Annotated in this window: 25 protein-coding genes; 15 read left to right on the top strand and 10 right to left on the bottom strand. The window is 52.6% G+C overall.

Annotated features, from left to right (window positions below):
• Nucleotides 1-32: 32 nt before the first annotated feature.
• The gene (gene anmK / locus ACJ9Y9_RS10225) at nt 33-1,157 is read right to left on the bottom strand and encodes an anhydro-N-acetylmuramic acid kinase (protein ID WP_028017301.1); all 1,125 of its coding nucleotides are present in this window, start codon (nt 1,155-1,157) and stop codon (nt 33-35) included.
• 255 nt (nt 1,158-1,412) lie between these two features.
• On the opposite strand from anmK, the gene slyB reads away from it, so the two are divergent.
• Nucleotides 1,413-1,880 carry an outer membrane lipoprotein SlyB gene (gene slyB / locus ACJ9Y9_RS10220; protein WP_008500578.1) on the top strand — a complete coding sequence of 156 codons (468 nt, stop codon included), beginning with the start codon at nt 1,413-1,415 and terminating at the stop codon, nt 1,878-1,880.
• A gap of 196 nt (nt 1,881-2,076) precedes the next feature.
• Complete coding sequence (locus ACJ9Y9_RS10215; RefSeq protein WP_028017300.1) at nt 2,077-3,438, top strand: GGDEF domain-containing protein; 1,362 nt, start codon at nt 2,077-2,079, stop codon at nt 3,436-3,438.
• Between the two features lie 34 nt (nt 3,439-3,472).
• On the opposite strand, the gene slyA is transcribed toward ACJ9Y9_RS10215, so the two are convergent.
• Complete coding sequence (gene slyA, locus ACJ9Y9_RS10210) at nt 3,473-3,913, bottom strand: transcriptional regulator SlyA (protein WP_028017299.1); 441 nt, start codon at nt 3,911-3,913, stop codon at nt 3,473-3,475.
• Nucleotides 3,914-4,099: 186 nt separating this feature from the next.
• Here slyA and ACJ9Y9_RS10205 point away from each other — a divergent pair, with 186 nt between their 5' ends.
• The 3 genes from ACJ9Y9_RS10205 to ACJ9Y9_RS10195 are packed head-to-tail and all read left to right on the top strand — an operon-like array spanning nt 4,100 to nt 7,232.
• The gene (locus ACJ9Y9_RS10205; RefSeq protein ID WP_028017298.1) at nt 4,100-4,336 is read left to right on the top strand and encodes a DUF1656 domain-containing protein; all 237 of its coding nucleotides are present in this window, start codon (nt 4,100-4,102) and stop codon (nt 4,334-4,336) included.
• Between the two features lie 2 nt (nt 4,337-4,338).
• Nucleotides 4,339-5,199 (top strand): HlyD family secretion protein, encoded by an 861-nt coding sequence (locus tag ACJ9Y9_RS10200; RefSeq protein ID WP_028017297.1) that lies wholly within the window; start codon nt 4,339-4,341, stop codon nt 5,197-5,199.
• The gene (locus tag ACJ9Y9_RS10195; protein ID WP_028017296.1) at nt 5,199-7,232 is read left to right on the top strand and encodes an FUSC family protein; all 2,034 of its coding nucleotides are present in this window, start codon (nt 5,199-5,201) and stop codon (nt 7,230-7,232) included. The genes ACJ9Y9_RS10200 and ACJ9Y9_RS10195 overlap by 1 nt, the downstream gene beginning before the upstream one ends.
• On the opposite strand, the gene sodC is transcribed toward ACJ9Y9_RS10195, so the two are convergent.
• The 3 genes from sodC to ACJ9Y9_RS10180 all read right to left on the bottom strand — a co-directional run bounded on the left by sodC (nt 7,211) and on the right by ACJ9Y9_RS10180 (nt 9,042).
• Nucleotides 7,211-7,729 (bottom strand): superoxide dismutase [Cu-Zn] SodC, encoded by a 519-nt coding sequence (gene sodC, locus ACJ9Y9_RS10190; RefSeq protein WP_028017295.1) that lies wholly within the window; start codon nt 7,727-7,729, stop codon nt 7,211-7,213. The genes ACJ9Y9_RS10195 and sodC overlap by 22 nt on opposite strands.
• A gap of 80 nt (nt 7,730-7,809) precedes the next feature.
• On the bottom strand, nt 7,810-8,706 hold the full coding sequence (locus ACJ9Y9_RS10185; protein ID WP_028017294.1) for an aldo/keto reductase family oxidoreductase: 897 nt from the start codon (nt 8,704-8,706) through the stop codon (nt 7,810-7,812).
• Between the two features lie 48 nt (nt 8,707-8,754).
• Entirely contained in the window at nt 8,755-9,042 is a 288-nt protein-coding gene (locus ACJ9Y9_RS10180) for a DUF1289 domain-containing protein (RefSeq protein WP_161788399.1), read from the bottom strand.
• A gap of 101 nt (nt 9,043-9,143) precedes the next feature.
• Between ACJ9Y9_RS10180 and eptA the strand changes: the two genes are divergently transcribed.
• The 5 genes from eptA to rnt all read left to right on the top strand — a co-directional run bounded on the left by eptA (nt 9,144) and on the right by rnt (nt 13,815).
• Complete coding sequence (gene eptA, locus ACJ9Y9_RS10175) at nt 9,144-10,769, top strand: phosphoethanolamine transferase EptA (protein WP_028017292.1); 1,626 nt, start codon at nt 9,144-9,146, stop codon at nt 10,767-10,769.
• 41 nt (nt 10,770-10,810) lie between these two features.
• Complete coding sequence (locus ACJ9Y9_RS10170) at nt 10,811-11,410, top strand: TetR/AcrR family transcriptional regulator (RefSeq protein WP_028017291.1); 600 nt, start codon at nt 10,811-10,813, stop codon at nt 11,408-11,410.
• Nucleotides 11,411-11,463: 53 nt separating this feature from the next.
• Entirely contained in the window at nt 11,464-12,561 is a 1,098-nt protein-coding gene (locus ACJ9Y9_RS10165; protein ID WP_028017290.1) for an alkene reductase, read from the top strand.
• A 100-nt stretch (nt 12,562-12,661) separates the two neighbouring features.
• Nucleotides 12,662-13,069, top strand: coding sequence for a lactoylglutathione lyase (gloA, locus tag ACJ9Y9_RS10160; protein WP_013096923.1), 408 nt, complete (start codon nt 12,662-12,664; stop codon nt 13,067-13,069).
• A 95-nt stretch (nt 13,070-13,164) separates the two neighbouring features.
• Complete coding sequence (gene rnt, locus ACJ9Y9_RS10155; RefSeq protein ID WP_049006331.1) at nt 13,165-13,815, top strand: ribonuclease T; 651 nt, start codon at nt 13,165-13,167, stop codon at nt 13,813-13,815.
• Between the two features lie 44 nt (nt 13,816-13,859).
• On the opposite strand, the gene grxD is transcribed toward rnt, so the two are convergent.
• Nucleotides 13,860-14,207, bottom strand: a complete 348-nt coding sequence (gene grxD, locus ACJ9Y9_RS10150; RefSeq protein WP_003832760.1) for a monothiol glutaredoxin 4 — start codon at nt 14,205-14,207, stop codon at nt 13,860-13,862.
• A 338-nt stretch (nt 14,208-14,545) separates the two neighbouring features.
• Here grxD and ACJ9Y9_RS10145 point away from each other — a divergent pair, with 338 nt between their 5' ends.
• Both ACJ9Y9_RS10145 and sodB read left to right on the top strand, forming a co-directional pair.
• Nucleotides 14,546-15,319 carry a C40 family peptidase gene (locus tag ACJ9Y9_RS10145; protein ID WP_028017288.1) on the top strand — a complete coding sequence of 258 codons (774 nt, stop codon included), beginning with the start codon at nt 14,546-14,548 and terminating at the stop codon, nt 15,317-15,319.
• Between the two features lie 121 nt (nt 15,320-15,440).
• On the top strand, nt 15,441-16,022 hold the full coding sequence (gene sodB / locus ACJ9Y9_RS10140; protein WP_028017287.1) for a superoxide dismutase [Fe]: 582 nt from the start codon (nt 15,441-15,443) through the stop codon (nt 16,020-16,022).
• 39 nt (nt 16,023-16,061) lie between these two features.
• Here sodB and ACJ9Y9_RS10135 read toward each other — a convergent pair whose 3' ends face one another.
• Together ACJ9Y9_RS10135 and ACJ9Y9_RS10130 are read right to left on the bottom strand one after the other, a co-directional pair.
• Nucleotides 16,062-17,228 carry an MFS transporter gene (locus ACJ9Y9_RS10135; protein ID WP_028017286.1) on the bottom strand — a complete coding sequence of 389 codons (1,167 nt, stop codon included), beginning with the start codon at nt 17,226-17,228 and terminating at the stop codon, nt 16,062-16,064.
• Nucleotides 17,229-17,391: 163 nt separating this feature from the next.
• Nucleotides 17,392-17,481, bottom strand: a complete 90-nt coding sequence (locus ACJ9Y9_RS10130) for a YnhF family membrane protein (RefSeq protein WP_020688313.1) — start codon at nt 17,479-17,481, stop codon at nt 17,392-17,394.
• Between the two features lie 297 nt (nt 17,482-17,778).
• Between ACJ9Y9_RS10130 and purR the strand changes: the two genes are divergently transcribed.
• Complete coding sequence (gene purR / locus ACJ9Y9_RS10125; protein ID WP_028017285.1) at nt 17,779-18,804, top strand: HTH-type transcriptional repressor PurR; 1,026 nt, start codon at nt 17,779-17,781, stop codon at nt 18,802-18,804.
• Between the two features lie 18 nt (nt 18,805-18,822).
• On the opposite strand, the gene punR is transcribed toward purR, so the two are convergent.
• The gene (gene punR, locus ACJ9Y9_RS10120; protein WP_407226098.1) at nt 18,823-19,734 is read right to left on the bottom strand and encodes a DNA-binding transcriptional activator PunR; all 912 of its coding nucleotides are present in this window, start codon (nt 19,732-19,734) and stop codon (nt 18,823-18,825) included.
• A gap of 114 nt (nt 19,735-19,848) precedes the next feature.
• Between punR and punC the strand changes: the two genes are divergently transcribed.
• Complete coding sequence (gene punC, locus ACJ9Y9_RS10115) at nt 19,849-21,048, top strand: purine nucleoside transporter PunC (protein ID WP_028017283.1); 1,200 nt, start codon at nt 19,849-19,851, stop codon at nt 21,046-21,048.
• Between the two features lie 297 nt (nt 21,049-21,345).
• Entirely contained in the window at nt 21,346-22,494 is a 1,149-nt protein-coding gene (gene cfa, locus ACJ9Y9_RS10110; protein WP_028017282.1) for a cyclopropane fatty acyl phospholipid synthase, read from the top strand.
• A gap of 31 nt (nt 22,495-22,525) precedes the next feature.
• Here the strand turns inward: cfa and ACJ9Y9_RS10105 are convergent, their stop codons facing one another.
• Complete coding sequence (locus tag ACJ9Y9_RS10105) at nt 22,526-23,167, bottom strand: riboflavin synthase (RefSeq protein ID WP_028017281.1); 642 nt, start codon at nt 23,165-23,167, stop codon at nt 22,526-22,528.
• Nucleotides 23,168-23,226 lie beyond the last annotated feature (59 nt).

Here is a 23,226-nt window from a genome sequence, read left to right as displayed (position 1 = left end):
TTCTAACGACAATACGCGACGCTGAATTTCAGTTAACTCTGATTCTGACGAGGGTTGGCCGGGAAAATGGCACCAAGGACGCTCGCCTCACGCGCACCGGTTACCGACGGTAAATTGCCCGGTAGCCCGGCAATCGTGCGCCAGGCAAGCCATGCAAAGGCCAGCGCTTCCATATCATCTCCACTGATACCCGCTTCATCTGTCGTCGTGACTTCTGTACCCGGCAGTAGCCCGGCAAGACGCGCCATCACCAGCGGATTTCGGCTTCCTCCCCCGCACACCAGCAGACGTTCGCATCCGCCACTGAGAAGCACCTGTTCAGATATCGACACGGCCGTTAACTCAGCAAGTGTTGCCTGGACATCCTGCGGCGCGAGTGCCGGGAATTGCGCCAGCTGGCGCTCAAGCCAGCCATAGTTGAAATATTCGCGCCCCGTGCTTTTCGGTGCCGGTAGTGCAAAATAAGGGTCGCTTAACATGGACTGCAACAGCGGAATAATCACTTTACCCGCGCTCGCCCACTCCGCGTTTTTATCATACGGTTGACCGCACTGACGCCAGATCCAGGCATCCATTAACATATTGCCCGGGCCGGTATCGTAGCCACGTACGGGCTGTCCCGGGATGAGCATGGACAGATTGGCGATACCACCAATATTGAGCACCATACGGCGTTCTGAAGGGTGCGCCAGTAAAGCCTGATGGAAAGCGGGCACCAGCGGTGCACCCTGTCCTCCAAGCGCAATATCGCGACGACGAAAATCGCCCACCACCGTTACACCGGTCTTTGCCACAATCTGGTTGTTATCACCAATTTGCAGGGTATGCGGTGCTTCGCCACCTGGCTCATGCCAGACCGTTTGTCCGTGACACCCAATGGCAACCACATCCTGTGGACGAAGATGTTCTTTGTGCATTAACGCCTGTACCGCATCAGCAAACAGCGCTCCCAGGCGTACATCGAGCTGCCCTAGCTGGGAAAGGGTGAGTTGCTGCCCCTGACAGATACTCAGAATATCCTCTTTCAGTGAAATGGGGATTGGCCAGGTCAGGCTCGCCTGCTGCGCCACCATGTTTTCATCAATGGCGGCCAGAACGACATCTACCCCATCCAGACTGGTGCCTGACATCACACCAATGTAGCGACCCGATTTCATGCGCTTTCCTTACGTTGCGTGGGCTAAGAGTATCCACTCAACCATAAACAGCGCTGCTTTGCTATCCGGCGATAATATTTTTTAACAATGTCAGACGGGTAACACGTGCGAAGACTGTTTATGTCTCGTTAAGTCAAATTCAAGTACAATTTTCCCATTGTTAGTGCAAAGATATGAACTATGGCCCCTTATGCCATATAATTTAGCCATAACGGATGCCCTCAATCGGGCGTTTTTGGTGAACAGGAGATTCAAATGATTTTACGTGTACTGGGCGTTTCGCTGATTGGTTTAACTCTGGCTGGCTGTGTGAATGACAGTTCACTTTCTGGCGACGTTTACAGCGCTTCTGAAGCGAAACAGGTTCAGAATGTGACTTACGGTACCGTTGTTAATGCCCGTCCTGTACAAATCCAGGGTGGTGATGAAAACAACGTGATGGGTGCAATCGGCGGTGCTGTGCTGGGTGGTTTCCTGGGTAATACCGTCGGCGGTGGTACAGGCCGCTCTCTGGCGACCGCAGCAGGCGCCGTTGCCGGTGGTGTAGCAGGCCAGGGCGTTCAGGGTGCGATGAACAAAACCCAGGGTGTAGAGCTGGAAATCCGTAAAGATGATGGCAGCACCATCATGGTTGTTCAGAAACAAGGTAGCACGCGTTTCTCTGCAGGCCAGCGCGTTGTTCTGGCGAGCAACGGAAGCCAGGTTACCGTTTCTCCACGTTAATTCGTTTTTGGATGTGGTCACCAGGCCACATCCATTTACAAAAATATAATATTAATTAATACTTTCACACAAATATATACTTAACTTATTATTAATTAGTCTTGATATTGTTCCTGCGCAAAGTATTTATAAAATTCATTAGTTAAACTCATCGCAATTGCCTTTTTTTATTTATTATAATTTTGTTAAAACTTATATGCTTGCGATGAATAATTGTGTGAAGAACCGTTATTTCTTATTCTGTATCGGCTGCATTGCCGTCATTGGGCTATTGCAGGGTTTATTTTTAGAACTTGTCGAACGGGTACCGTCGTTCTCTCCGTTATTATTCCCTACACTGACCATTTTCTTACTGGTATTTCACCTGTTTATTGCCTGTTTTATGGCAATGAAATACTGGTGTGATCGAAGAAGGTTGTATCTGATTGCAATTGCCTTAGCCTTTGCCGGCTCGGCGATGATGATGGTAGGAACGCTATCCAGCTTCCCTTCCTGGTTAGCTCTCTATCAGTTCAATGCAGTTAACTATAATGATGCCATGATCTTCTTTATGTTCCGCCATCTTATCATGGCGGTTCTCATTATCCTTTCAGCCTTGCTTTATACCATCCGGGATTACCCGCTTTCACGTCCGGTACATATTTCCATCGTGACTGGCGGATTTATCTTTACTGTTTCTATGGTGGCTCTGGCGTGGTTTTGTTCCAGTCATTCATCACTGTTATTACTGGATCTTGTCGATAATGAAACCCGGCAATTTATGGTTCTCTGGAGCCAGGCCATTAATATTCTTCTTATTGTTCTCTGGATAGTAACGTTAGCAACACTAATGTTTATTACCCGGGTACGTAACCTTTTCTGGGTTGGCGGTAATTTCTTATGCGTCTGTTATATTGTGACGCTGACAATGCTACTGGCTGGCGGACACGCTGAAGATATCGCCTGGTATCGGGCCCGATTATTTGAAACGGTTGCTACGCTGCTTATTATTTTTGTTCTGCTTTATGATGTCTTCAGGTTGTATCGTGACTCACATTTAAAGTATCAGCAATCGTATCAGAACTCGATTCGCGATCCGCTCACCCGGCTTTATAACCGCAGTTATTTCTATGAATCATTAAATCAGGCCCTGGATATCGCCAAAGCCAGTCGTCCTGTTTCTGTTATCGTCAGCGATCTCGACCGCTTTAAGCGAATCAACGACAACTATGGGCATCTCCAGGGAGACAAAGTGTTGCAGTTTGTCGCTCATCTGCTGATGGATTCCGTGCGCCCACAAGATATTGCGGCCCGTATCGGTGGCGAAGAGTTTGTACTGATGCTGGCTAACACCTCTTCAGAAGAGGCTTACAAGGTGGCTGAACGCATACGGCTCAATCTGAGCGGCTTTGATAAGGCCAGCAGCGAGGGGCAGTTACCAGAACCGATCACTATCAGCATGGGAATATTTACGGCAACCTCATCAGGGATTACTGCAGAAGAGTGCGTGGAAAGTGCCGATAAGGCAATGTACGAAGCAAAAGAGACAGGCCGTAACCGCGTAGTCGTCTTTAAATGAAAAAGGCCTTGCTGTTGCAAGGCCCTTTGGAATGTCAGTCGCGCGACTGCAGCTCATGGATGTTTTGTTCCAGGCGACCAATAAGGCTGATGAGCATTTCAAGCTCCGCCGGAGAAACACCCGAGAGGATTTCACCCCGCGTTTTGGTAATCACGGCTTCCATTTCAGTAATGATGGGAGTCGCTTTCTCTGTGAGTTTAATCCGCTTAGCGCGACGATCGCTGGCGCAGGTTTGCCGGGAGATGAGTCCCTTCTCTTCCAGCTGGTCAAGCGTACGCACCAGCGACGGTTGCTCAATACCTATCGCTTTTGCCAGTTGAATTTGCGACTGTTCAGGCGGCAGCTGATGAATGTTATGCAGCGTAACCCAATGTGTCTGTGTCAATTCCAGAGGTTTCAGGCGATGGTCAATCAGAGCACGCCAGACGCGTACCAACCTTGCCAGATCAGAACCTAATGGCGATTCCAATTTCATCTCCTTATAATTAGCTTGCTAAGTTATTATACTGATTTTAGAATAGTGTGCAGCATTTATATTGCCAAAACAAATGCAATACTGCATTCATGGAACTTAAAAGTATGACTTACACTGAATTGTGATACCTCATCATACTAAGACAAGCCATTGTGACATTCTGTTCACTGCAAAGGATTTCTACCTGTGACGTTTTTTCATCACTCAGAAGGTTTGCCCCTTCAGGACTTGATCTTCGGTGCATCAGTCTACTTTCCGCCTCTGTTTAAAGCCGTACTGGTAGGTTTTATTCTCTGGCTCATCGCACATCGTCTGCTTCGTGACTGGATGTATTCCGGCGAAATCTGGCATCCCATGTTGATGGATCTCTCCCTGTTTGCCCTCTCCGTGTGTCTGGGCCTTGCTGTCTTGCTGGTGTGGTGAATATGCCCCTGAAAACGCTGAAGTACTTTTCCACGTTGTTTGTCCTCGCTCTCGCGCTGGTTGCAGGCTGGTGGCTGTGGAATTTTTATATGCAATCACCCTGGACGCGTGATGGCAAAATTCGCGCTGAACAGGTCAGCATTACTCCCCAGGTTTCAGGGAGTATCACGGCGCTTCTTGTTAACGATAACCAGTATGTTAAAAAGGGGGACGTGCTATTCCGTATCGACGATACCCCGTATCACATTGCGATTCTGAATGCCCAGGCTCAGCTGGCAAAAGCCCAGTCTGACTTAGCGAAAGCCAACAACGAGGCAAACCGCCGCCGACATTTATCGCAAAATTACATCTCTGCAGAAGATTTAGATACTGCGAATATCAACGTTAAGGCCATGCAGGCAAGCGTCAATGTGGCTGAGGCTACGCTGAAACAAGCCCAGTGGGAGCTAACCCAAACCGTTATAACATCGCCTGTCGACGGATGGGTGACCAACCTTTCAGCGCGTGTGGGTAACTATGCCACTACCGGACAGCCGGTGTTTGCCCTCGTCGACAGCCACTCCTTCTATGTCGTGGGCTATTTTGAAGAGACCAAACTTCGCCATATCCGCGAGGGTTCTCCGGCAACCATTACCCTTTATAGTAGCTCGCAAAAGTTACAGGGTCACGTATCCAGTATTGGTCGGGCGATATACGATCAAAGCGTTGAAACGGATTCCGGCCTGGTACCGGACATTAAGCCGAACGTTCCCTGGGTGCGTCTGGCTCAACGCGTTCCGGTTCGCGTAGAGTTTGACCGTCTACCGCAGGACATCACCCTGGTATCCGGCACGACCTGTACCGTCTCCATCGGAACCCGTTAATGAAACTGCAGGTGCTCTCCTGGCGTAACACGCCGTGGATGAAAGCGACGCGTCCCCAGTGGCGCTATGCGCTGCGTAATGGCATCGCGATGTGTCTTGCGCTGACCATCGCCTATTACCTGAACCTTGATGAACCCTACTGGGCGATGACCTCTGCGGCGGTGGTGAGTTTTCCCACGGTCGGAGGTGTTATCAGTAAAAGCCTCGGTCGTATCGCAGGCAGCCTGCTGGGTGCCACTGCAGCGTTAATTATCGCCGGTCATACGTTGAACGATCCATGGCTGTTCTTGCTGAGCATGGCGGCATGGCTGGGATGCTGTACTTGGGCCTGCGCTCATTTTACCAACAACGTCGCCTATGCTTTCCAGCTGGCGGGCTATACCGCCGCCATCATTGCCTTTCCGGTGGTTAACGTACTCGATACCACCGAACTGTGGGATATCGCTCAGGCGCGCGTCTGTGAAGTGATTGTCGGTATCCTCAGCGGCGGGTTTATGATGATGATCCTGCCCAGTACGTCGGACGGCACCGCGCTCATCACCGCGCTGAAAACCATGCATGCCCGATTGCTGGAGCACGCAAGCCTGCTGTGGCAACCTGATACTAACGATGAGATCCGTCTCGCCCATGAAAAGGTCATCGGGCAGATCCTGACCATGAATCTGTTACGCATCCAGGCCTTCTGGAGCCATTACCGCTTTCGCCGTCAGAATACCCTGCTTAACTTTCTGCTGCACCAGCAGCTACGCATGACCAGCGCTATCTCCAGCCTGCGCCGGATGTTACTCAATTGGCCGACGCCACCAGAAAACACCCGTGCGGTGATTGACGTACTGCTCGCAACGCTTGCACGCCCGGATGCGGACATCTACACCGTCGCGAAGATCATTGCGCCGCTCGCCCCGGTCGATGAGTACGATTATCGTCATCGCGCCTTCTGGCAGCGTCTTAATTATTTTTGCCGGCTGTATCTGCGAAGCAGCCGCTGGATTAACGCCGTCGAGAATGCCACCCCGGTGACTGAATTCAACGTCCCGGGTAGTCCAGCGCTCGCACGCCATACAGACTATCTCGAAGCACTTTGGAGCGGCTTTCGCACCTTCTGCGCACTGATGCTCGTGGGGGCATGGAGCATTGCCACGCAGTGGGACTCCGGTACAGCTGCCCTGACGCTCGCTGCCATCAGCTGCGTGCTTTACTCCGTTGCTGCCTCACCGTTTAACTCTCTTACGCTGCTGATGCGCACCCTGGTATTACTGTCGCTGTTCAGTTTTGTGGTGAAGTTCGGCCTGATGGTGCAGATAAGTGACCTGTGGCAGTTTCTGCTGTTTCTGTTTCCGCTGTTAACCACCATGCAGCTTCTGAAGCTGCAAATGCCTAAACTGGCGGGGCTATGGGGACAGTTGATTGTTTTTATGGGGTCGTTTATTTCCGTGACGAATCCGCCGGTTTACGATTACGCCAGTTTTCTCAATGACAACCTGGCGAAGATCCTCGGTGTCGGACTGGCCTGGCTGGCCTTCGCGGTGTTACGCCCCGGTTCAGATGCGCGCAAGAGTCGTCGGCACATCCGGGAGTTACGCCGGGGGTTTGTCGACCAACTCAGTCGTAAACCGCATCTGAGTGAAAATGAGTATGAATCGCTGGTATATCACCATGTCAGCCAGTTGAATAACAGCCAGGACGCACTTTCCCGCCGCTGGCTGTTGCGCTGGGGCGTAGTGCTGTTGAACTGTTCACACGTCGTCTGGCAGCTTCGCGTATGGGAAACACGCTCTGATCCCCTCTCACAGGTTCGGGATGTTTGCATCTCCCTGCTACGTGATGTCATGAGTGAACGCGGTGTCCAGCAACGTCCCCTCGAAGCCACACTGACTGAGCTGCAGCGGATCTGCGATACCCTCGCGCGGCACCATTTGCCTGCCGCACGTGATTTGGCCTCGATCATCTGGCGCCTGCACTGCTCACTGTCACAGCTGGAGCAAGCGCCTCCTCCGGGAACCATTGGGGATCAAATTACGCCGCAGGCATAACGCACCCCGCCACCGCCAAGCGGTTTAGGCTGATCGGACATATTGTCACCGCCAACATGGATCATCAGCGCTTTGCCTTTAATCTCAGCCAGCTTTTTCAGCCGTGGCGCAACGACGGGCTCTGTGGCTTTCCCGTCGTTATTCACCACCAGAACAGGGAGATCGCCGAGATGCCCCATCCCGTTCGGACCTTCATGTTTACCGGAGTGTTGGGGATCAAAGTGGCCGCCCGCTGATTCCGCCGCCGAGGCTTTCCCCTCTTTCAGCGCAGGCTGACAGCTACCGTTGGCATGAACATGGAAACCATGTTCACCGGGTGGGAGTGCTTTGAGGTTGGGTGCGAACTCCAGTCCTTTGTCGGTTTCGGTTATTTTCACCGTTCCGATGGACTGCCCCACACCCTGAGAGGTGACAAGATTCATTTCCACTTCATCACTGGCCGCCTGCGCACCAGCGCAGACTACCAGCGTGACGAGCGCCAGAGCAAAACGCTTCATATGACCTCCACGGGTTATTTTTTGCCCCTTAAGTTTATACCAGGGGCAAACATTTCACCGGAAAGTCACTTTTTGCTGGTTTACGGTACGTCGTAGCCGAGTGCGGCTTTACGGATGCGGAACCACTGCTGACGGGTCATCTGCAGCTCTTCTGCCACAATCGCAGAGCGTACGCGTTCAATTTTACCAGAACCAATAATTGGCAGTGGTTTTGACGGCAGGCGCAGGATCCACGCGTACACCACTTGTTCGATGCTCTCAGCATTGAGCTCGCGGGCGATGGTTTCCAGTTCATTGCGCAGCGGCTGGAATTCATCGTCATTAAACAAGCGTCCCCCTCCCAGGCACGACCACGCCATTGGGCGAATGCGCAGCTGTTGTAGCTGGTCAAGCGTCCCATCCAGCAGCAGCGGCTGGTGAACCGGGGAGATCTCGACCTGGTTAGTGGCCAGGGTAAATGGCAGGCGCGACTGAAGCAGCGCAAACTGTGCCGGGGTAAAGTTTGAGACGCCAAAATGACGGACTTTCCCGCTCTGATGCAGATTCAGAAACGCTTCGGCCACTTCATCGGCATCCATGAGCGGATCGGGACGGTGGATTAACAGCAGGTCGATATGATCCGTCGCCAGATTGACCAGCGACTGCTCAGCACTTTTGATGATATGCGCACTGTCGGTGATGTAATGACCGAGGGCATGCTCAGGTTTTGCCGTGGTGGCAATACCGCACTTCGTGACGATCTCCATGCGTTCGCGCAGGGCCGGAACCAGCTTGAGCGCCTCTCCGAACGCGGCTTCACACTGGTAGCCACCATAAATATCGGCATGATCGACCGTGGTGACCCCTAAATCGAGATGCTCTTCAATAAAGCTCGCCAACTGGAGGGGGGACATATTCCAGTCCATCAGGCGCCAGTAGCCCATCACAAAACGGGAGAATTCTGGCCCCTGGGGGGCAAGGGTAATTCGCTGAACCATAACATTTTCCTCAAGGACGTGATGTCATGAGTATACGCAATTACCGTGTTAAAAAAGTGAAGGTTGCTGGGGTTCTTCTGCCTCGCCCGCTTTATTTGCGCGTATTTTGCGCAGAAGTCGCTGTCGGCAGAGTCGAAGCACCTCCTGTTTTTGCGTGTCGCTAAAGGTTTGCCAGTTGAAACGTTCATCACGGGTACGCATGCACCCGCGGCAATATCCACGTTCATCTACCTGACAAATACCCCGGCACGGGCTCTGGATGGGGAAAAACTCCAGTTGCTCTGCCACACTCACCTCCAGATTACCGCTATCACTTACAGTGAAGACGTTAAACATGCCTCGTGCAAGGGCTTTACCACAGATTTGTGGCATTAAGGTTTCACTAATCTTCCCTCTCTATACTCGCCCCATCATTAAAATGACAGGTTTTTCATTCGATGCGGTTAATTAAAAAGTTACAGTGTAACGACATTAAATTTACTCTTGGCTGTGCGCTCTTCTTTACCCTGGTAAACGCGCTATTTATACAACGCAGCTGGGCAATTATCGCCCCCGCTCATCTTCACGATATCCTCTTTGCCGCTACCGTACCGCTGGTGCTGTTTTGCGGCTGGGTGATTGTGTTTAGCCTGCTCAATATTCCCTTTATTCGCAAGCCGCTGCTGATTGTGCTGACGCTCGGGTGCGCCGCTGCCACCTACTTTATGTACACCTACGGCGCGGTTATCGATCAGAACATGATCGTGAACGTGTTCGAAACGAACTCCCAGGAAGCCACCGCCCTGGTAACGCCACAGATGATTTTGTGGATTGTTGTTGCCGGTCTCATTCCATCCGTAGCGCTGGTATTGACCCGCATTCGTACCGGGAAATGGTGGTATGCCCTGTTGATGCGCGTTGCCGCAATGCTCGGTGCCCTGCTGGTGATTATCCTTATTGCCGCCGTATTTTATAAAGATTACGCGTCGCTGTTTCGTAATAACAAAAGCATTGTCAAAATGGTCACCCCCGCGAACTACGTCAGTGCCGTGATGAAATACAGCAAAATGCGCTGGTTTGCAGGCGATCAGACGCTGGTGCGGATTGGCGAAGATGCACACAAAGGACCCTTGATTTCAGGTCAGCAAAAGAAAACCGTTCTGGTGCTTGTCGTCGGCGAAGCGTCACGCGCGGCGAACTACTCCCTGAACGGCTACGAACGCGAAACAAACCCGGAACTGAAAAAGCAGGATGTGATTAACTTCCCGCAAGCCTCCTCGTGTGGTACTGAAACCGCAGTATCCGTTCCCTGCATGTTCTCCGGCATGACGCGCAACAAATACGATGCTGACCTGGCTCATCATCGGGAAGGACTGCTCGACGTGCTCAAGCATGCGGGTATCAATCTGCTGTGGCGCGACAACGATGGCGGCTGTAAAGGTGCCTGCGATCGCATCCCCCATACCGACATGACGCAGTGGAAACTGGATCAGTTCTGCAAAGACAAGTCCTGCATCGACGACGTGAATTTCTACCGCCTGGACAACGTCCTGGATGGCCTGAAGCAAGATACCGTTCTGGTTATCCACCTGATGGGCAGTCACGGCCCCGCGTACTATCGCCGTTATCCGGATAATTTCCGTAAATTCACCCCAACCTGCGACACCAACGAAATCCAGGATTGCGATCATCAGGCGCTGATAAACACCTATGACAACACCATCCTGTATACCGACAGCGTGGTCAGTAAAACGATTGATACGTTGAAAGCACGACAGGCAAGCATGAACACTGCGCTGATTTACCTCTCAGATCACGGCGAATCGCTGGGTGAAAGCGGTATCTATCTGCACGGCACGCCGTACATGCTGGCACCGGAACAGCAAACACACATTCCGTTTATGTTCTGGTTGTCACCGGACTACGCGAAAAACTTTGGCATCAACGAGCAGTGTTTACGTGACCATGCGGCAAAAAATGCGGTTTCTCAGGACAATTTGTTCTCGACTGTACTGGGTATGATGGACGTGAAATCAACGGTTTATCAACAGCAACTGGATATTCTGCACGCGTGTCGTCAATAAACTTGCTTGCATTAGACCGAACGGTCTATTAGAGTGCGGCCATGAGCAGAAATACTGAACACGATACCCGCGAACATTTACTGGCGACCGGCGAGCAACTTTGCATGCATCGCGGATTCACCGGTATGGGCCTGAGCGAGCTATTAAAAACCGCTGAGGTACCGAAGGGGTCGTTTTACCACTACTTCCGGTCCAAAGAGGCGTTTGGCGTCGCAATGCTGGAGCGTCATTATGCTGGTTATCACCAGCGTCTGGCGTCCCACTTTGCATCGGGTAAAGGTAACTATCGCGATCGTGTTTTGAACTACTATCAGGAAACGCTGAACCAGTTCTGCCAGCAGGGCATTATCAGCGGATGTCTGACGGTAAAACTTTCTGCTGAAGTGTGCGATCTCTCCGAAGACATGCGCACGGCAATGGATAAAGGTGCCAGTGGTGTTATCGCCCTGCTGGCTCAGGCACTGGAGAAAGGCCGCGATGAAAAAACGCTGGCCTTTTCCGGTGAGCCTTTAACTCAGGCGCAGGTGTTATACGCCCTCTGGTTGGGCGCTAATCTGCAGGCCAAGATTTCGCGCAGTGCCGTGCCGCTGGAAAGCGCACTGGCACATGTGAAAAACAGCATTACTACGCCTGGCGTTTAACAGGCGTTTTTATTTACCTCATTACTAGTCGACTGGTCTACTCAGGAGTCTTTATGTCAGCTGAAAAATTATTTACCCCATTGAAAGTGGGTGCCGTCACTGCACCAAACCGCGTGTTTATGGCTCCGCTTACCCGTCTACGCAGCATTGAGCCGGGTGACATCCCAACCCCACTGATGGGTGAATACTATCGTCAGCGCGCAAGCTCTGGCCTGATCATCACGGAAGCCACACAGATTTCTGCTCAGGCTAAAGGTTATGCGGGCGCGCCGGGTCTTCACAGCCCGGAACAGATCGCCGCATGGAAGAAAATCACCGCGGGCGTTCACGCTGAAGAAGGTCGTATTGCGGTTCAGCTGTGGCACACCGGTCGTATCTCTCACAACAGCATTCAGCCAGGCGGTCAGGCACCGGTTTCCGCTTCCGCCCTGAGCGCGAATACCCGTACTTCACTGCGTGATGAAAATGGTCACGCAATCCGCGTTGATACTTCTATGCCACGCGCACTTGAGCTGGACGAGATCCCGGGTATCGTTAACGACTTCCGCCAGGCCGTAGCCAATGCGCGTGAAGCCGGGTTTGACCTGATTGAACTGCACTCCGCGCATGGCTACCTGCTGCATCAGTTCCTGTCACCGTCGTCTAACCATCGCACCGATCAGTATGGCGGCAGCGTCGAAAACCGCGCCCGTCTGGTACTGGAAGTGGTTGACGCCGTATGCCAGGAGTGGAGCCCTGAGCGTATCGGTATCCGCGTCTCCCCGATTGGATCTTTCCAGAACGTGGATAACGGCCCGAACGAAGAAGCGGACGCGCTCTATCTGATTGAAGAGCTGGCGAAACGTGGTATTGCCTATCTGCACATGTCCGAGCCCGACTGGGCCGGTGGTCAGCCTTACACAGAGGCTTTCCGTCAGAAAGTACGCGAGCGTTTCCACGGCGTGATCATCGGTGCGGGAGCCTATACTCCTGAGAAAGCCGAAGATCTGATCAATAAAGGTCTGATCGACGCGGTCGCATTTGGCCGCGACTACATCGCCAACCCGGATCTGGTTGCCCGCCTGCAGCAGAAAGCGGCACTGAACCCACAGCGTCCGGAAAGCTTCTACGGCGGTGGTGCAGAAGGCTACACCGACTACCCTTCTCTGTAATCCCTCCATTGAGCATTGATAGCGGCGACAATTCGCCGCTATACTAAAACATCGTTTCTGTTCAAAAACATATTCTATTCCATAGGTTAATGAGGAAATTATGCGCCTACTTCACACCATGCTGCGCGTTGGCGATCTGCAACGTTCTATTGATTTCTACACTAACGTACTGGGTATGAAACTGCTGCGCACCAGCGAAAACCCGGAATACAAATACTCGCTGGCGTTTGTGGGTTATGGCCCGGAAACGGACGAAGCGGTGATTGAGTTGACTTACAACTGGGGCGTAGACAGCTATGAGTTGGGTACGGCCTACGGCCATATCGCGCTGGAAGTGGACAACGCGGCCGAAGCGTGTGAGCGCATTCGCAGCAACGGCGGTAACGTGACGCGCGAAGCGGGCCCGGTCAAAGGTGGCACTACCGTGATTGCGTTTGTGGAAGATCCGGACGGTTACAAAATCGAGCTGATTGAAGCCAAAGACGCCGGTCGCGGTCTGGGCAACTGATCCCTCAGGGCGCAATATGCGCCCGTAGTTTTACTGCATACCCTTCCAAAATTTGCCATAATGCGCTCTGCTTTTTCCCCATGTAAGAGACCCTGATGTCCGATAACGCTCAATTTAGCGGTCTGTGCGACCGTTTTCGTGGTTTTTATCCCGTTGTCATTGATGTAGAAACAGCCGGATTTAACGCTAAAACCGATGCGCTGCTCGAAATTGCCGCCATCACGCTGAAGATGGATGAACAGGGCTGGCTTACACCGGACACCACGCTGCATTTCCACGTTGATCCTTTTGAAGGGGCAAACTTACAGCCGGAAGCACTGGCGTTTAACGGTATCGACCCGCATAACCCGTTACGTGGTGCAGTCAGTGAATATGATGCGCTGCACGCCATTTTTAAGATGGTGCGTAAAGGCATGAAAGAGAGCAACTGCAGCCGCGCGATCATGGTAGCCCATAACGCCACGTTCGATCACAGCTTTACCATGGCCGCCGCAGAGCGTGCCTCGCTCAAACGAAATCCCTTCCACCCATTTGTCACCTTCGATACTGCCGCCCTGAGTGGCCTGGCGCTGGGACAAACGGTGCTATCAAAGGCCTGTATCACGGCAGGTATTGAGTTTGACGGTACGCAGGCGCACTCTGCCCTGTATGACACGGAACGCACTGCAGAGCTGTTCTGTGAGATCGTCAACCGCTGGAAACGTCTGGGCGGCTGGCCGCTACCGATGGGCGACAGCGAAGAGTAAAAAAAAGCGACCTGAAGAGGTCGCTTTTTTATTTCGGCAGAAAGTTACTCTGCGTCCGGCTCTTCAGTTTTGTACTTAGCCGCCGTCTCTTTGATCAGCTGCTGCAGTTCACCGCGCTGATACATCTCAATCAGGATATCGCAACCGCCAACCAGTTCACCGTCTACCCACAGCTGTGGGAACGTCGGCCAGTTAGCGTACTTAGGCAGCTCAGCGCGGATGTCCGGGTTTTGCAGGATATCAACGTAAGCAAAACGCTCACCACAGGCAGACAGTGCCTGAACGGCTTGCGCGGAGAAGCCGCAGCTTGGCAGCTTCGGAGAACCTTTCATATACAGCAGAATCGGGTTTTCAGCGATCTGGCGCTGGATTTTTTCAATAGTGGTGCTCATGTCTTGCTTCCTTTAACTTCTGTTACGGCATTAGTCTGACATTGTAGCGGTTCAGACTGGCATCGGAAAATAACATTTTTGTCACGTTTATTTATTTTACCGCGACTCATGAAAAGTTGCATTGCAAATGGTGTTTAACCCTGCTGCACTGAGGGTTTTGCTTAGGGAGTGAACAAATGTGCGACAGAACGATGAATTTTTTTGCACTTGCTAACGAAACACGATTGTAGATTGAAAAATGCTATTAACTTCTCGGGTTTTTATGGATTAGAATCGACGGGCTTTGTAAATCATACGCAGGTACTATAGATGGCCTGCATTTATCAGGGGACTGCCCAGTGGCGCGGATAAATAAAATCTCGATCACGCTCTGTGCTTTACTGTTTACATCACTCACTTTCACGCCAGTGGCAAACGCCTCTCAGCAGGCGCGGCATTCTGCTGTGCAAAAGAACCATCTGGTGAAAGCCACAGAACGTAAGAAAAAAACCACCAGTAAGAACGACAAGAAAAAAACAACTGCTCAGACTAAACAAACCGCTTCCAGCAAGACAAAAACAAAATCTTCCCGCACTGCTCACACATCCAAAAGTAAAGCCTCGCAGACTGCCGCCAACCTCGTGACTGAAAAATGCATCACGCGTAAAGGCCACAAGGCGAAATGCACGAAGGTCACGAAAATAGCGGAAGTACATAAAGTGCGTGTACAGAAAGCGCAAAAAACCGCGATGAACAAACTGATGGGGCAAATTGGCAAACCCTATCACTGGGGTGGCAGTTCACCGCGTACCGGTTTTGACTGCAGTGGCCTCGTCTATTACGCCTATAAAGATCTGGTGAAGTTCCGCATTCCACGTACTGCCAATGAAATGTACCACCTGCGCGATGCATCTCCGGTTGACCGTGGTGAGCTGGAAAACGGCGATCTGGTCTTCTTCCGTACACAGGGTCGCGGCACGGCTGACCACGTCGGTGTCTATGTCGGTAACGGAAAATTCATTCAGTCACCACGCAGCGGTCAGGATATTCAGATCACCTCGCTGAGTGAAGACTACTGGGTTCGCCACTACGTCGGCGCGCGTCGCGTCATGACACCTAAAACCATTCGCTAATCCCTGCCCTGCCGCGTCGCGGCAGGGTAAGTTCCTCTTTTGCATACCCTTTCAATTTGCTATTCTCTCCTCGTTGTCTGTGTGGTTATTGGCAACACAAAATACAATAAGGAGAGAAGCAATGTCGTTCGAATTACCTGCACTACCGTATGCAAAAGACGCCCTGGCACCGCACATTTCTGCGGAAACCCTGGAATATCACTACGGCAAGCATCACCAGACGTACGTCACCAACCTGAACAACCTGATCAAGGGCACCGATTTTGAAGGCAAAACGCTGGAAGAGATCGTCCGCAGCTCTGAGGGGGGCGTATTCAACAACGCAGCTCAGGTGTGGAACCATACCTTCTACTGGCACTGCCTGGCGCCAAACGCCGGTGGCGAACCTGCCGGTGAACTGGCTACCGCCATCAACGCCGCCTTTGGCAGCTTCGCGGATTTCAAAGCGAAATTTACCGATGCAGCTATCAAGAACTTCGGTTCTGGCTGGACGTGGCTGGTAAAAGAAGCCGATGGCAAACTGGCTATCGTTTCCACCTCTAACGCGGGTACCCCACTGACCACCAGCGCTAAGCCGCTGATGACCGTGGACGTTTGGGAACACGCTTACTACATTGATTACCGTAACGCGCGTCCGAACTACCTGGAGCACTTCTGGGCACTGGTTAACTGGGAGTTTGTGGCGAAGAACTTCGCCGCATAAGAGACACGCAGAAGGGTTCGCCCTTCTGCGTTTTTTTGCTTATTCAGCAGCGCAGGCTGTTTCTGGCTGCTTACGACCGGACATCATCACCAACAGCAGACCAAGCGCGGCAATAATCGCCCCCATCACCGGTACAAAACTGTATCCCAGCCCCCCGGAAATAACCGCGCCACCGGCGGCTGCACCGAGCGCATTACCGAGATTGAACGCACCAATATTCACTGAAGACGAAAGACCCGGCGCCTCATGGGCGACACGCATCACGCGCATTTGCAGCGGTGGAACCACAGCAAAGGTGGCAGCTCCCCAGACGACCATCGCAATGGCTGCTCCGAACTCATTACGTGCCAGCCACGGAATAGCAATCATGATGACAATCAGCAGGGTTAAGAAGCCCTTCAACGTCCCGCTCACGGAACGGTCGGCAAATTTCCCACCCAGATAGTTACCAATCGAGAAGCCCACGCCAATCAACACCAGCATCGCAGTGATAAAGATCGGTGTCGCGTGAGTGATGTCGTGAAGCACGGGAGAAATGTAGGTATAGAGGGTAAACATCGCCCCTGCCCCCAACACGGTCGTCAGCAATGCCGAGAGCACCTGCGGGCGTACCAGCACAGACAACTCTTTGCGCACGTCAGGACGTTCCCCCGCGCTGCCTTTCGGCAGGGAGAAGAACAGTGCCACCATCGCGATCACACCGAGACCGGCCGTTGCCAGGAAAGACATACGCCAGCCGATCGCTTCACCCAGCCAGGTTGCCGCAGGCACCCCGCCGATGTTGGCAATCGTTAGTCCCATAAACATGGTTGCCACGGCACTCGCCTGCTTGTGTTTTGGCACCACGCTTGCGGCAACGACCGACCCCAGCCCAAAGAAAGCGCCGTGGTTAAGGCTGGTCAGAATGCGGGACAGCATCAATGTGGTGTAGTCCGGCGAAATGGCGGAAAGCACGTTGCCCAGGGTGAAAATCGCCATCAGGAAAATCAGCGCATTGCGGCGCGCGCGATGCGAAAGCAGAAGCGTCATCAGCGGCGCCCCGACCATCACGCCGATAGCGTAGGCGCTGATTAACATCCCTGCGGCAGGGATCGAGACATCCACGCCTCTGGCAATAACAGGCAGTAAACCCATCGGGGAGAATTCAGTGGTGCCAATCCCAAAAGCGCCAATCGCCAGGGCCAGCAGGGGAAAATTGATTTTCATACGTCAACTCCGGATGCCGTGTCATGAGGTGACACAGAACAAAGAAGCGGAAAGCATGACATCAATCACAAAAAATGAGAAGTTAACAAAATGGCAAAAGATTTTTGCCAGAGAAGTAACAATCTGGGGAATCGGGAGGGAGAAAGCTCTCCCTCCGCGTAAATCAGTGCAGTGCGGCCGTCAGACCCGCTGCGACAATCAAAGCCAGCACAATAACGGTGGTGAACAGCGAAAACTTCAGATCGGAACTCATCAATTTTTCTCCTTTTAATCCCCCCACGAAAAGTGAGCTTGCTCATTTTTGCACAATTTACGTCAAAAATCTTCCTGGATTTAAACGGATAACCACTTTACCTCTTCCCCTTTTCATCAAGATAGGACAAAATTCCACGCTAAATTTATTAGCGTACCGGCCATTGACCCCCTCCTGACGTCCTGTGTCGTTTTCCCGGCGTGTCGCAATTCAAAATTGCGTGATAAGGGTGAGAGAAGGCAAACGTTTACCTTCAAGTTTTTCAGGAGTTTAGGATATGGTCTGGAGTGACATTTAATGGCAACAATTAAAGATGTAGCAAAACGCGCAAACGTTTCCACTACAACCGTATCACATGTAATTAACAAAACCCGCTTTGTGGCGGAAGAGACGCGCAACGCCGTCTGGGCAGCGATCAAAGAGCTGCACTATTCGCCAAGTGCGGTTGCGCGTAGCCTCAAGGTTAATCACACCAAGTCTATTGGTTTGCTGGCGACCAGCAGTGAAGCGGCCTATTTTGCCGAGATCATTGAAGCGGTTGAGAAAAACTGTTTTCAAAAAGGCTATACCCTGATTCTGGGCAACGCGTGGAACAGCATTGAAAAACAGCGCGCCTACCTGTCGATGATGGCGCAAAAGCGCGTTGATGGCCTGCTGGTGATGTGTTCCGAGTATCCGGAAACAGTGCTGTCCATGCTGGAAGAGTATCGCCATATCCCAATGGTGGTGATGGACTGGGGTGAAGCCCGCGCGGACTTCACCGATTCCGTTATCGATAACGCCTTTGAAGGCGGTTATATGGCGGGTCGTTATCTGATAGAACGCGGTCACCGCGAGATCGGTGTGATCCCGGGTCCACTGGAACGCAATACCGGTGCAGGTCGTCTGGCTGGGTTTATGAAAGCGATGGAAGAAGCGCTGATCACCGTGCCGGAAAACTGGATCGTGCAGGGCGACTTCGAACCGGAGTCGGGCTACCGCGCGATGCAGCAGATCGTCTCCCAGCAGCATCGTCCGACCGCCGTTTTCTGCGGGGGCGACATCATGGCAATGGGTGCCCTCTGTGCTGCCGATGAGCTGGGTCTGCGTGTACCGCAGGATATTTCTGTGATCGGGTATGACAACGTGCGTAACGCGCGCTTCTTTACGCCGGCATTAACGACCATTCACCAGCCGAAAGACTCACTGGGTGAAACCGCCTTTAATATGCTGATGGACAGGATCGTCAACAAACGAGAAGAGTCACAGTCCATTGAAGTTCACCCGCGTCTTATTGAACGCCGCTCCGTTGCGGATGGTCCGTTCCGCGACTACCGCCGGTAATCTCTTCACGGGGGCCAGTTAAGCTGGCTCCCGTAACCATTCCCGGTTTAGCGTTTCGCTGTCTCCCAGATAATCCAGCAGCCAGGCCATCGCTGGCGAGACATCATTTTGTTGCCAGGTGAGGCAGCAGGCCGCATCCGGGAACGGGTTCTCCAGTGTCAGTTCAATCCACTCTCCGGTGTCAATTCGCGGCCGCGCAAAATGAACAGGCACCATCGCAACGCACAAGCCAGCACTGAGGCACGTCGCCGACGATTCCCAGTCGGGTGCAACCACCCGCCGCTGGTTGTCCAGAAGCCAGGTGATACGCTTGGGTAATGAACGGGACGTATCCTCCAGTACCAGAGACGGCCAGTTGCGTAGCGTATCGTCGCTCAAGGGGCCTTCCAGAGCCGCCAGCGGATGATCGCTTGCCACCACGCATTTCCAGCTCAGCATCCCCATATCGCGAAACGCATAACGTCCCCCAACCGGAATCGCCTGCGTGGCCCCGATCGCCATCTCTGCCCTGCCGTCCGCCAGCGCATCCCAGACGCCGTTAAACACTTCCTGCGACACCCGCAATTCGACGTCAGAAAAATGACGATAGAAGTCGACAATCATTTGCCGGGTACGCTCGGGTTTGACGATATTATCCACCGCGATGGAAAGATGCCCCCGCCAGCCGTTAGCGATCTGCTGACACTGTTCGCGGGTGATCTGCATTTTTTTGATGACAGAACGTCCTTCTTTCAAAAACCACACGCCGGCGGGCGTTAATTCCACATCACGATGTCGCCGTTCAAACAGCGGAACCGCCAGCCACTCCTCCAGCTGACGTACTGTATAGCTGATAGCTGAAGGCACGCGGTGTAACTCCTGCGCCGCTCCACTGAAACTGCCGTTACGCGCGACAGCATCGACCACTTCAAGAGAATAATCTGACCACATTTTCTGCCTGCAAAAAATTTGAATGCACACGCCAAATATTAGCGTTTCACAAGCGGCTTTGCACTCCCTACACTCAGCGCCAATGTATACCTACCTCCTCAGGAGAATAAAACAATGCAACCCAGGAAAGGTTTTTTAGTCTGGCTCGGCGGCTTAAGCGTGCTTGGCTTTTTGGCCACTGATATGTACCTGCCGGCTTTCGCCGCCATGCAGGAAGATTTGCAAACCCCTGCAGCGGCCATCAGCGCCAGCCTGAGTTTGTTCCTCGCCGGTTTCGCCTTCGCGCAGCTACTTTGGGGGCCGCTATCAGATCGTTTTGGCCGTAAACCAGTACTGTTGCTGGGCCTGGGCATTTTTGCCGTCGGCTGTCTGGGTATGTTATGGGTACGCGATGCGACCTGGCTGCTGGTGCTGCGCTTTGTGCAGGCCGTCGGCGTCTGTGCAGCAGCGGTGACCTGGCAGGCTCTTGTTACCGACTACTACCCAGCCAACCGCACCAACCGGATTTTCGCCACCATTATGCCGCTGGTAGGGCTTTCACCTGCCCTCGCCCCGCTGCTGGGCAGCTGGATCCTGGTGCATTTCGAGTGGCAGGCTATCTTTGCCACGTTGTTTGCCATCACACTGGTACTCATGCTGCCGGCATTCGCGCTCAAACCAGCGCATAAAAAAGAGGCACATGCGGATGCGAAGCCCATTACCTTTACCTCTTTGCTGAGTGCCAAAGCGTATCGCGGTAATGTCCTGATTTATGCCGCCTGCTCGGCGAGCTTCTTCGCGTGGCTGACCGGTTCGCCATTTATTCTGCACGATATGGGGTACAGCCCGGCGGCGATCGGCCTGAGCTACGTTCCGCAAACCATCGCATTCCTGGTGGGCGGGTACGGCTGTCGTGCGGCGCTGCAGAAATGGGAAGGTCAGCAGATGCTGCCGTGGCTGCTGGTGCTGTATGCATTGAGCGTTATCGGGACATGGGCCGTTGGGTTTATCCCTGGCACCGGTCTGGTAGAAATTTTAATGCCATTCTGCGTGATGGCTGTTGCTAACGGGGCAATCTACCCGATCGTTGTGGCGCAGGCATTACGTCCGTTCCCGCAGGCGACGGGTCGCGCGGCTGCGCTGCAGAACACCCTGCAGTTGGGTCTGTGCTTCCTGGCAAGCCTGGTGGTCTCTGCGCTGATTGCCACACCGCTCCTGACCACCACTACCGTGATGCTGGTGACCGTTGTGCTGGCCTTTGTGGGCTACCGTATGCAGGCTTCCGCACAGCGTGAGCTGAATGACAGCACTCCAGTTGAAACGTCGCATGCGTAATCGCGTCGGAAATTATGTTAATTTCCAGTGATTAGGTTGCTAAGAATTTTTTATTGAATCACCAAATTTTGAGGCCTATACTAAATTTGGTTCGATTAAATACGATAAATATTAAGTGTTAACGGGAGCCGGAGTGCTCCCGTTTTACCATGGAAGGCATTTCGGCAAGGGTTATCTCCCTTCCTCTGTTCTACGTCGGATATTAGCCTCGCGGTATTTACCGTGAGATTTCTCACAAACCAAAAAAAGCGTCTACGCTGTTTGAAGGTTCTGATCACACAGGGTGATGGAGAAGCTATGAGTTCATCGTGTATAGAAGAAGTCAGCGTTCCGGACGATAACTGGTCCCGGATCGTCAGTGAACTGTTAGGTCGAGCAGGCATCACTATCAATGGATCGTCGCCAGCCGATCCCCAGGTTAAACATCCCGACTTTTTTAAGCGCGTGTTGCGGGAGGGTTCGTTAGGCCTGGGGGAAAGCTATATGGACGGCTGGTGGGAGTGCGAACGGCTGGATATCTTCTTCTCCAGCGTGTTGCGTGCCGGTCTGGAAAATCAACTCCCCCGCAATCTGAAAGACACACTGCGCGTCGCCTCTGCCCGGCTGTTTAATCTGCAAAGTAAAAAACGCGCGTGGATCGTCGGCAAAGAGCATTACGATCTCGGCAACGACCTGTTCAACCGTATGCTTGACCCCTTCATGCAATATTCCTGTGCTTACTGGAAAGAGGCTTCGACGCTGGAAGAGGCTCAACAGGCTAAGCTGCAGTTGATTAGCGAGAAACTGAAGTTAGAACCCGGAATGCGCGTGCTGGATATCGGCTGCGGCTGGGGTGGGCTGGCCTGGTTTATGGCGAAGCATTACGGCGTCAGCGTGGTGGGTGTCACTATTTCAGCTGAACAGCAAAAGTTGGCGCGGGAACGCTGCCAGGATCTCGATGTGGATATCCGGCTACAGGATTATCGCGATCTTAACGAACAGTTTGACCGTATCGTTTCGGTGGGCATGTTCGAGCACGTGGGGCCAAAGAACTACAACACCTACTTTAACGTGGTGGATCGTAATTTGAAACCGGACGGCATCTTCCTGCTGCATACCATCGGCTCTAAGCGGACCGACAACAACGTTGACCCGTGGATCAATAAATACATCTTTCCGAATGGCTGTTTACCGTCCGTTCGCCAGATTGCCAACGCCAGTGAACCCCATTTCGTGATGGAAGACTGGCATAACTTCGGTGCGGATTACGACACCACGTTGATGGCATGGCATGCTCGTTTTCAGGAAGCCTGGCCTGAGATTGCGGACAACTATTCTGAACGATTCAAGCGGATGTTTAGCTATTATCTAAATGCCTGCGCGGGGGCGTTTCGCGCGCGGGATATTCAGCTCTGGCAGGTGGTCTTCAGCCGTGGCATTGAACACGGTTTGCGGGTCGCCCGCTAAAAAAATAACCCCGGTTACCCGGGGTTATTTTTTATTCTTCTTCTGCTGTTTTAATTATTGCAGCTTCTTTTGCCGCCAGCACACGCTCAACGGTATCCACCACCGCCTGAGTTTGCGGATCGATTTCGATATTTACGCGATGCCCCAGTTTTTTCGCCCCCAGCGTGGTGCGCTGCAGCGTTTCAGGAATTAAATGCACACAAAAACGCGTCGGCGTTACTTCACCTACCGTCAGGCTAATCCCATCAATGCCAATAAATCCTTTATAGAGGATGTATTTCATTAATGAAGGATCCTGCATTTTAAACCAGATTTGACGGTTATTTTCCGAGGTCACAATTTTTGCCACCTCAGCGGTGGTCATGATGTGCCCCGACATCAGATGCCCGCCAATCTCATCGCTGAACTTCGCCGCCCGTTCTACGTTGACGGTATCCCCAACCGCCAGCTCACCCAGGTTGGTGATACGCAGCGTCTCTTTCATTAAATCAAAGCTAATCTGGTTGCCGTTAATTTCGGTCACGGTCAGGCAGCAGCCGTTATGCGCAATCGAGGCACCGGTTTCAATGCCCTCAAGCATATATTCCGGCAGCTCAACAACATGAGTACGGAAATTAGGTTTTTCATCAATGGACACCACTTTGGCGGTGCCCTGCACAATACCAGTAAACATGCTTACAACTCCTGTTTTTTCCGGACGGTGGTGACACCGTTTAATCCCATCACAATAAC

This window comes from Enterobacter sp. CPE_E1241 (assembly GCF_045618265.1).
Classification (GTDB): domain Bacteria; phylum Pseudomonadota; class Gammaproteobacteria; order Enterobacterales; family Enterobacteriaceae; genus Enterobacter; species Enterobacter adelaidei.
This window is presented reverse-complemented; position numbering and strand designations above follow the sequence as displayed.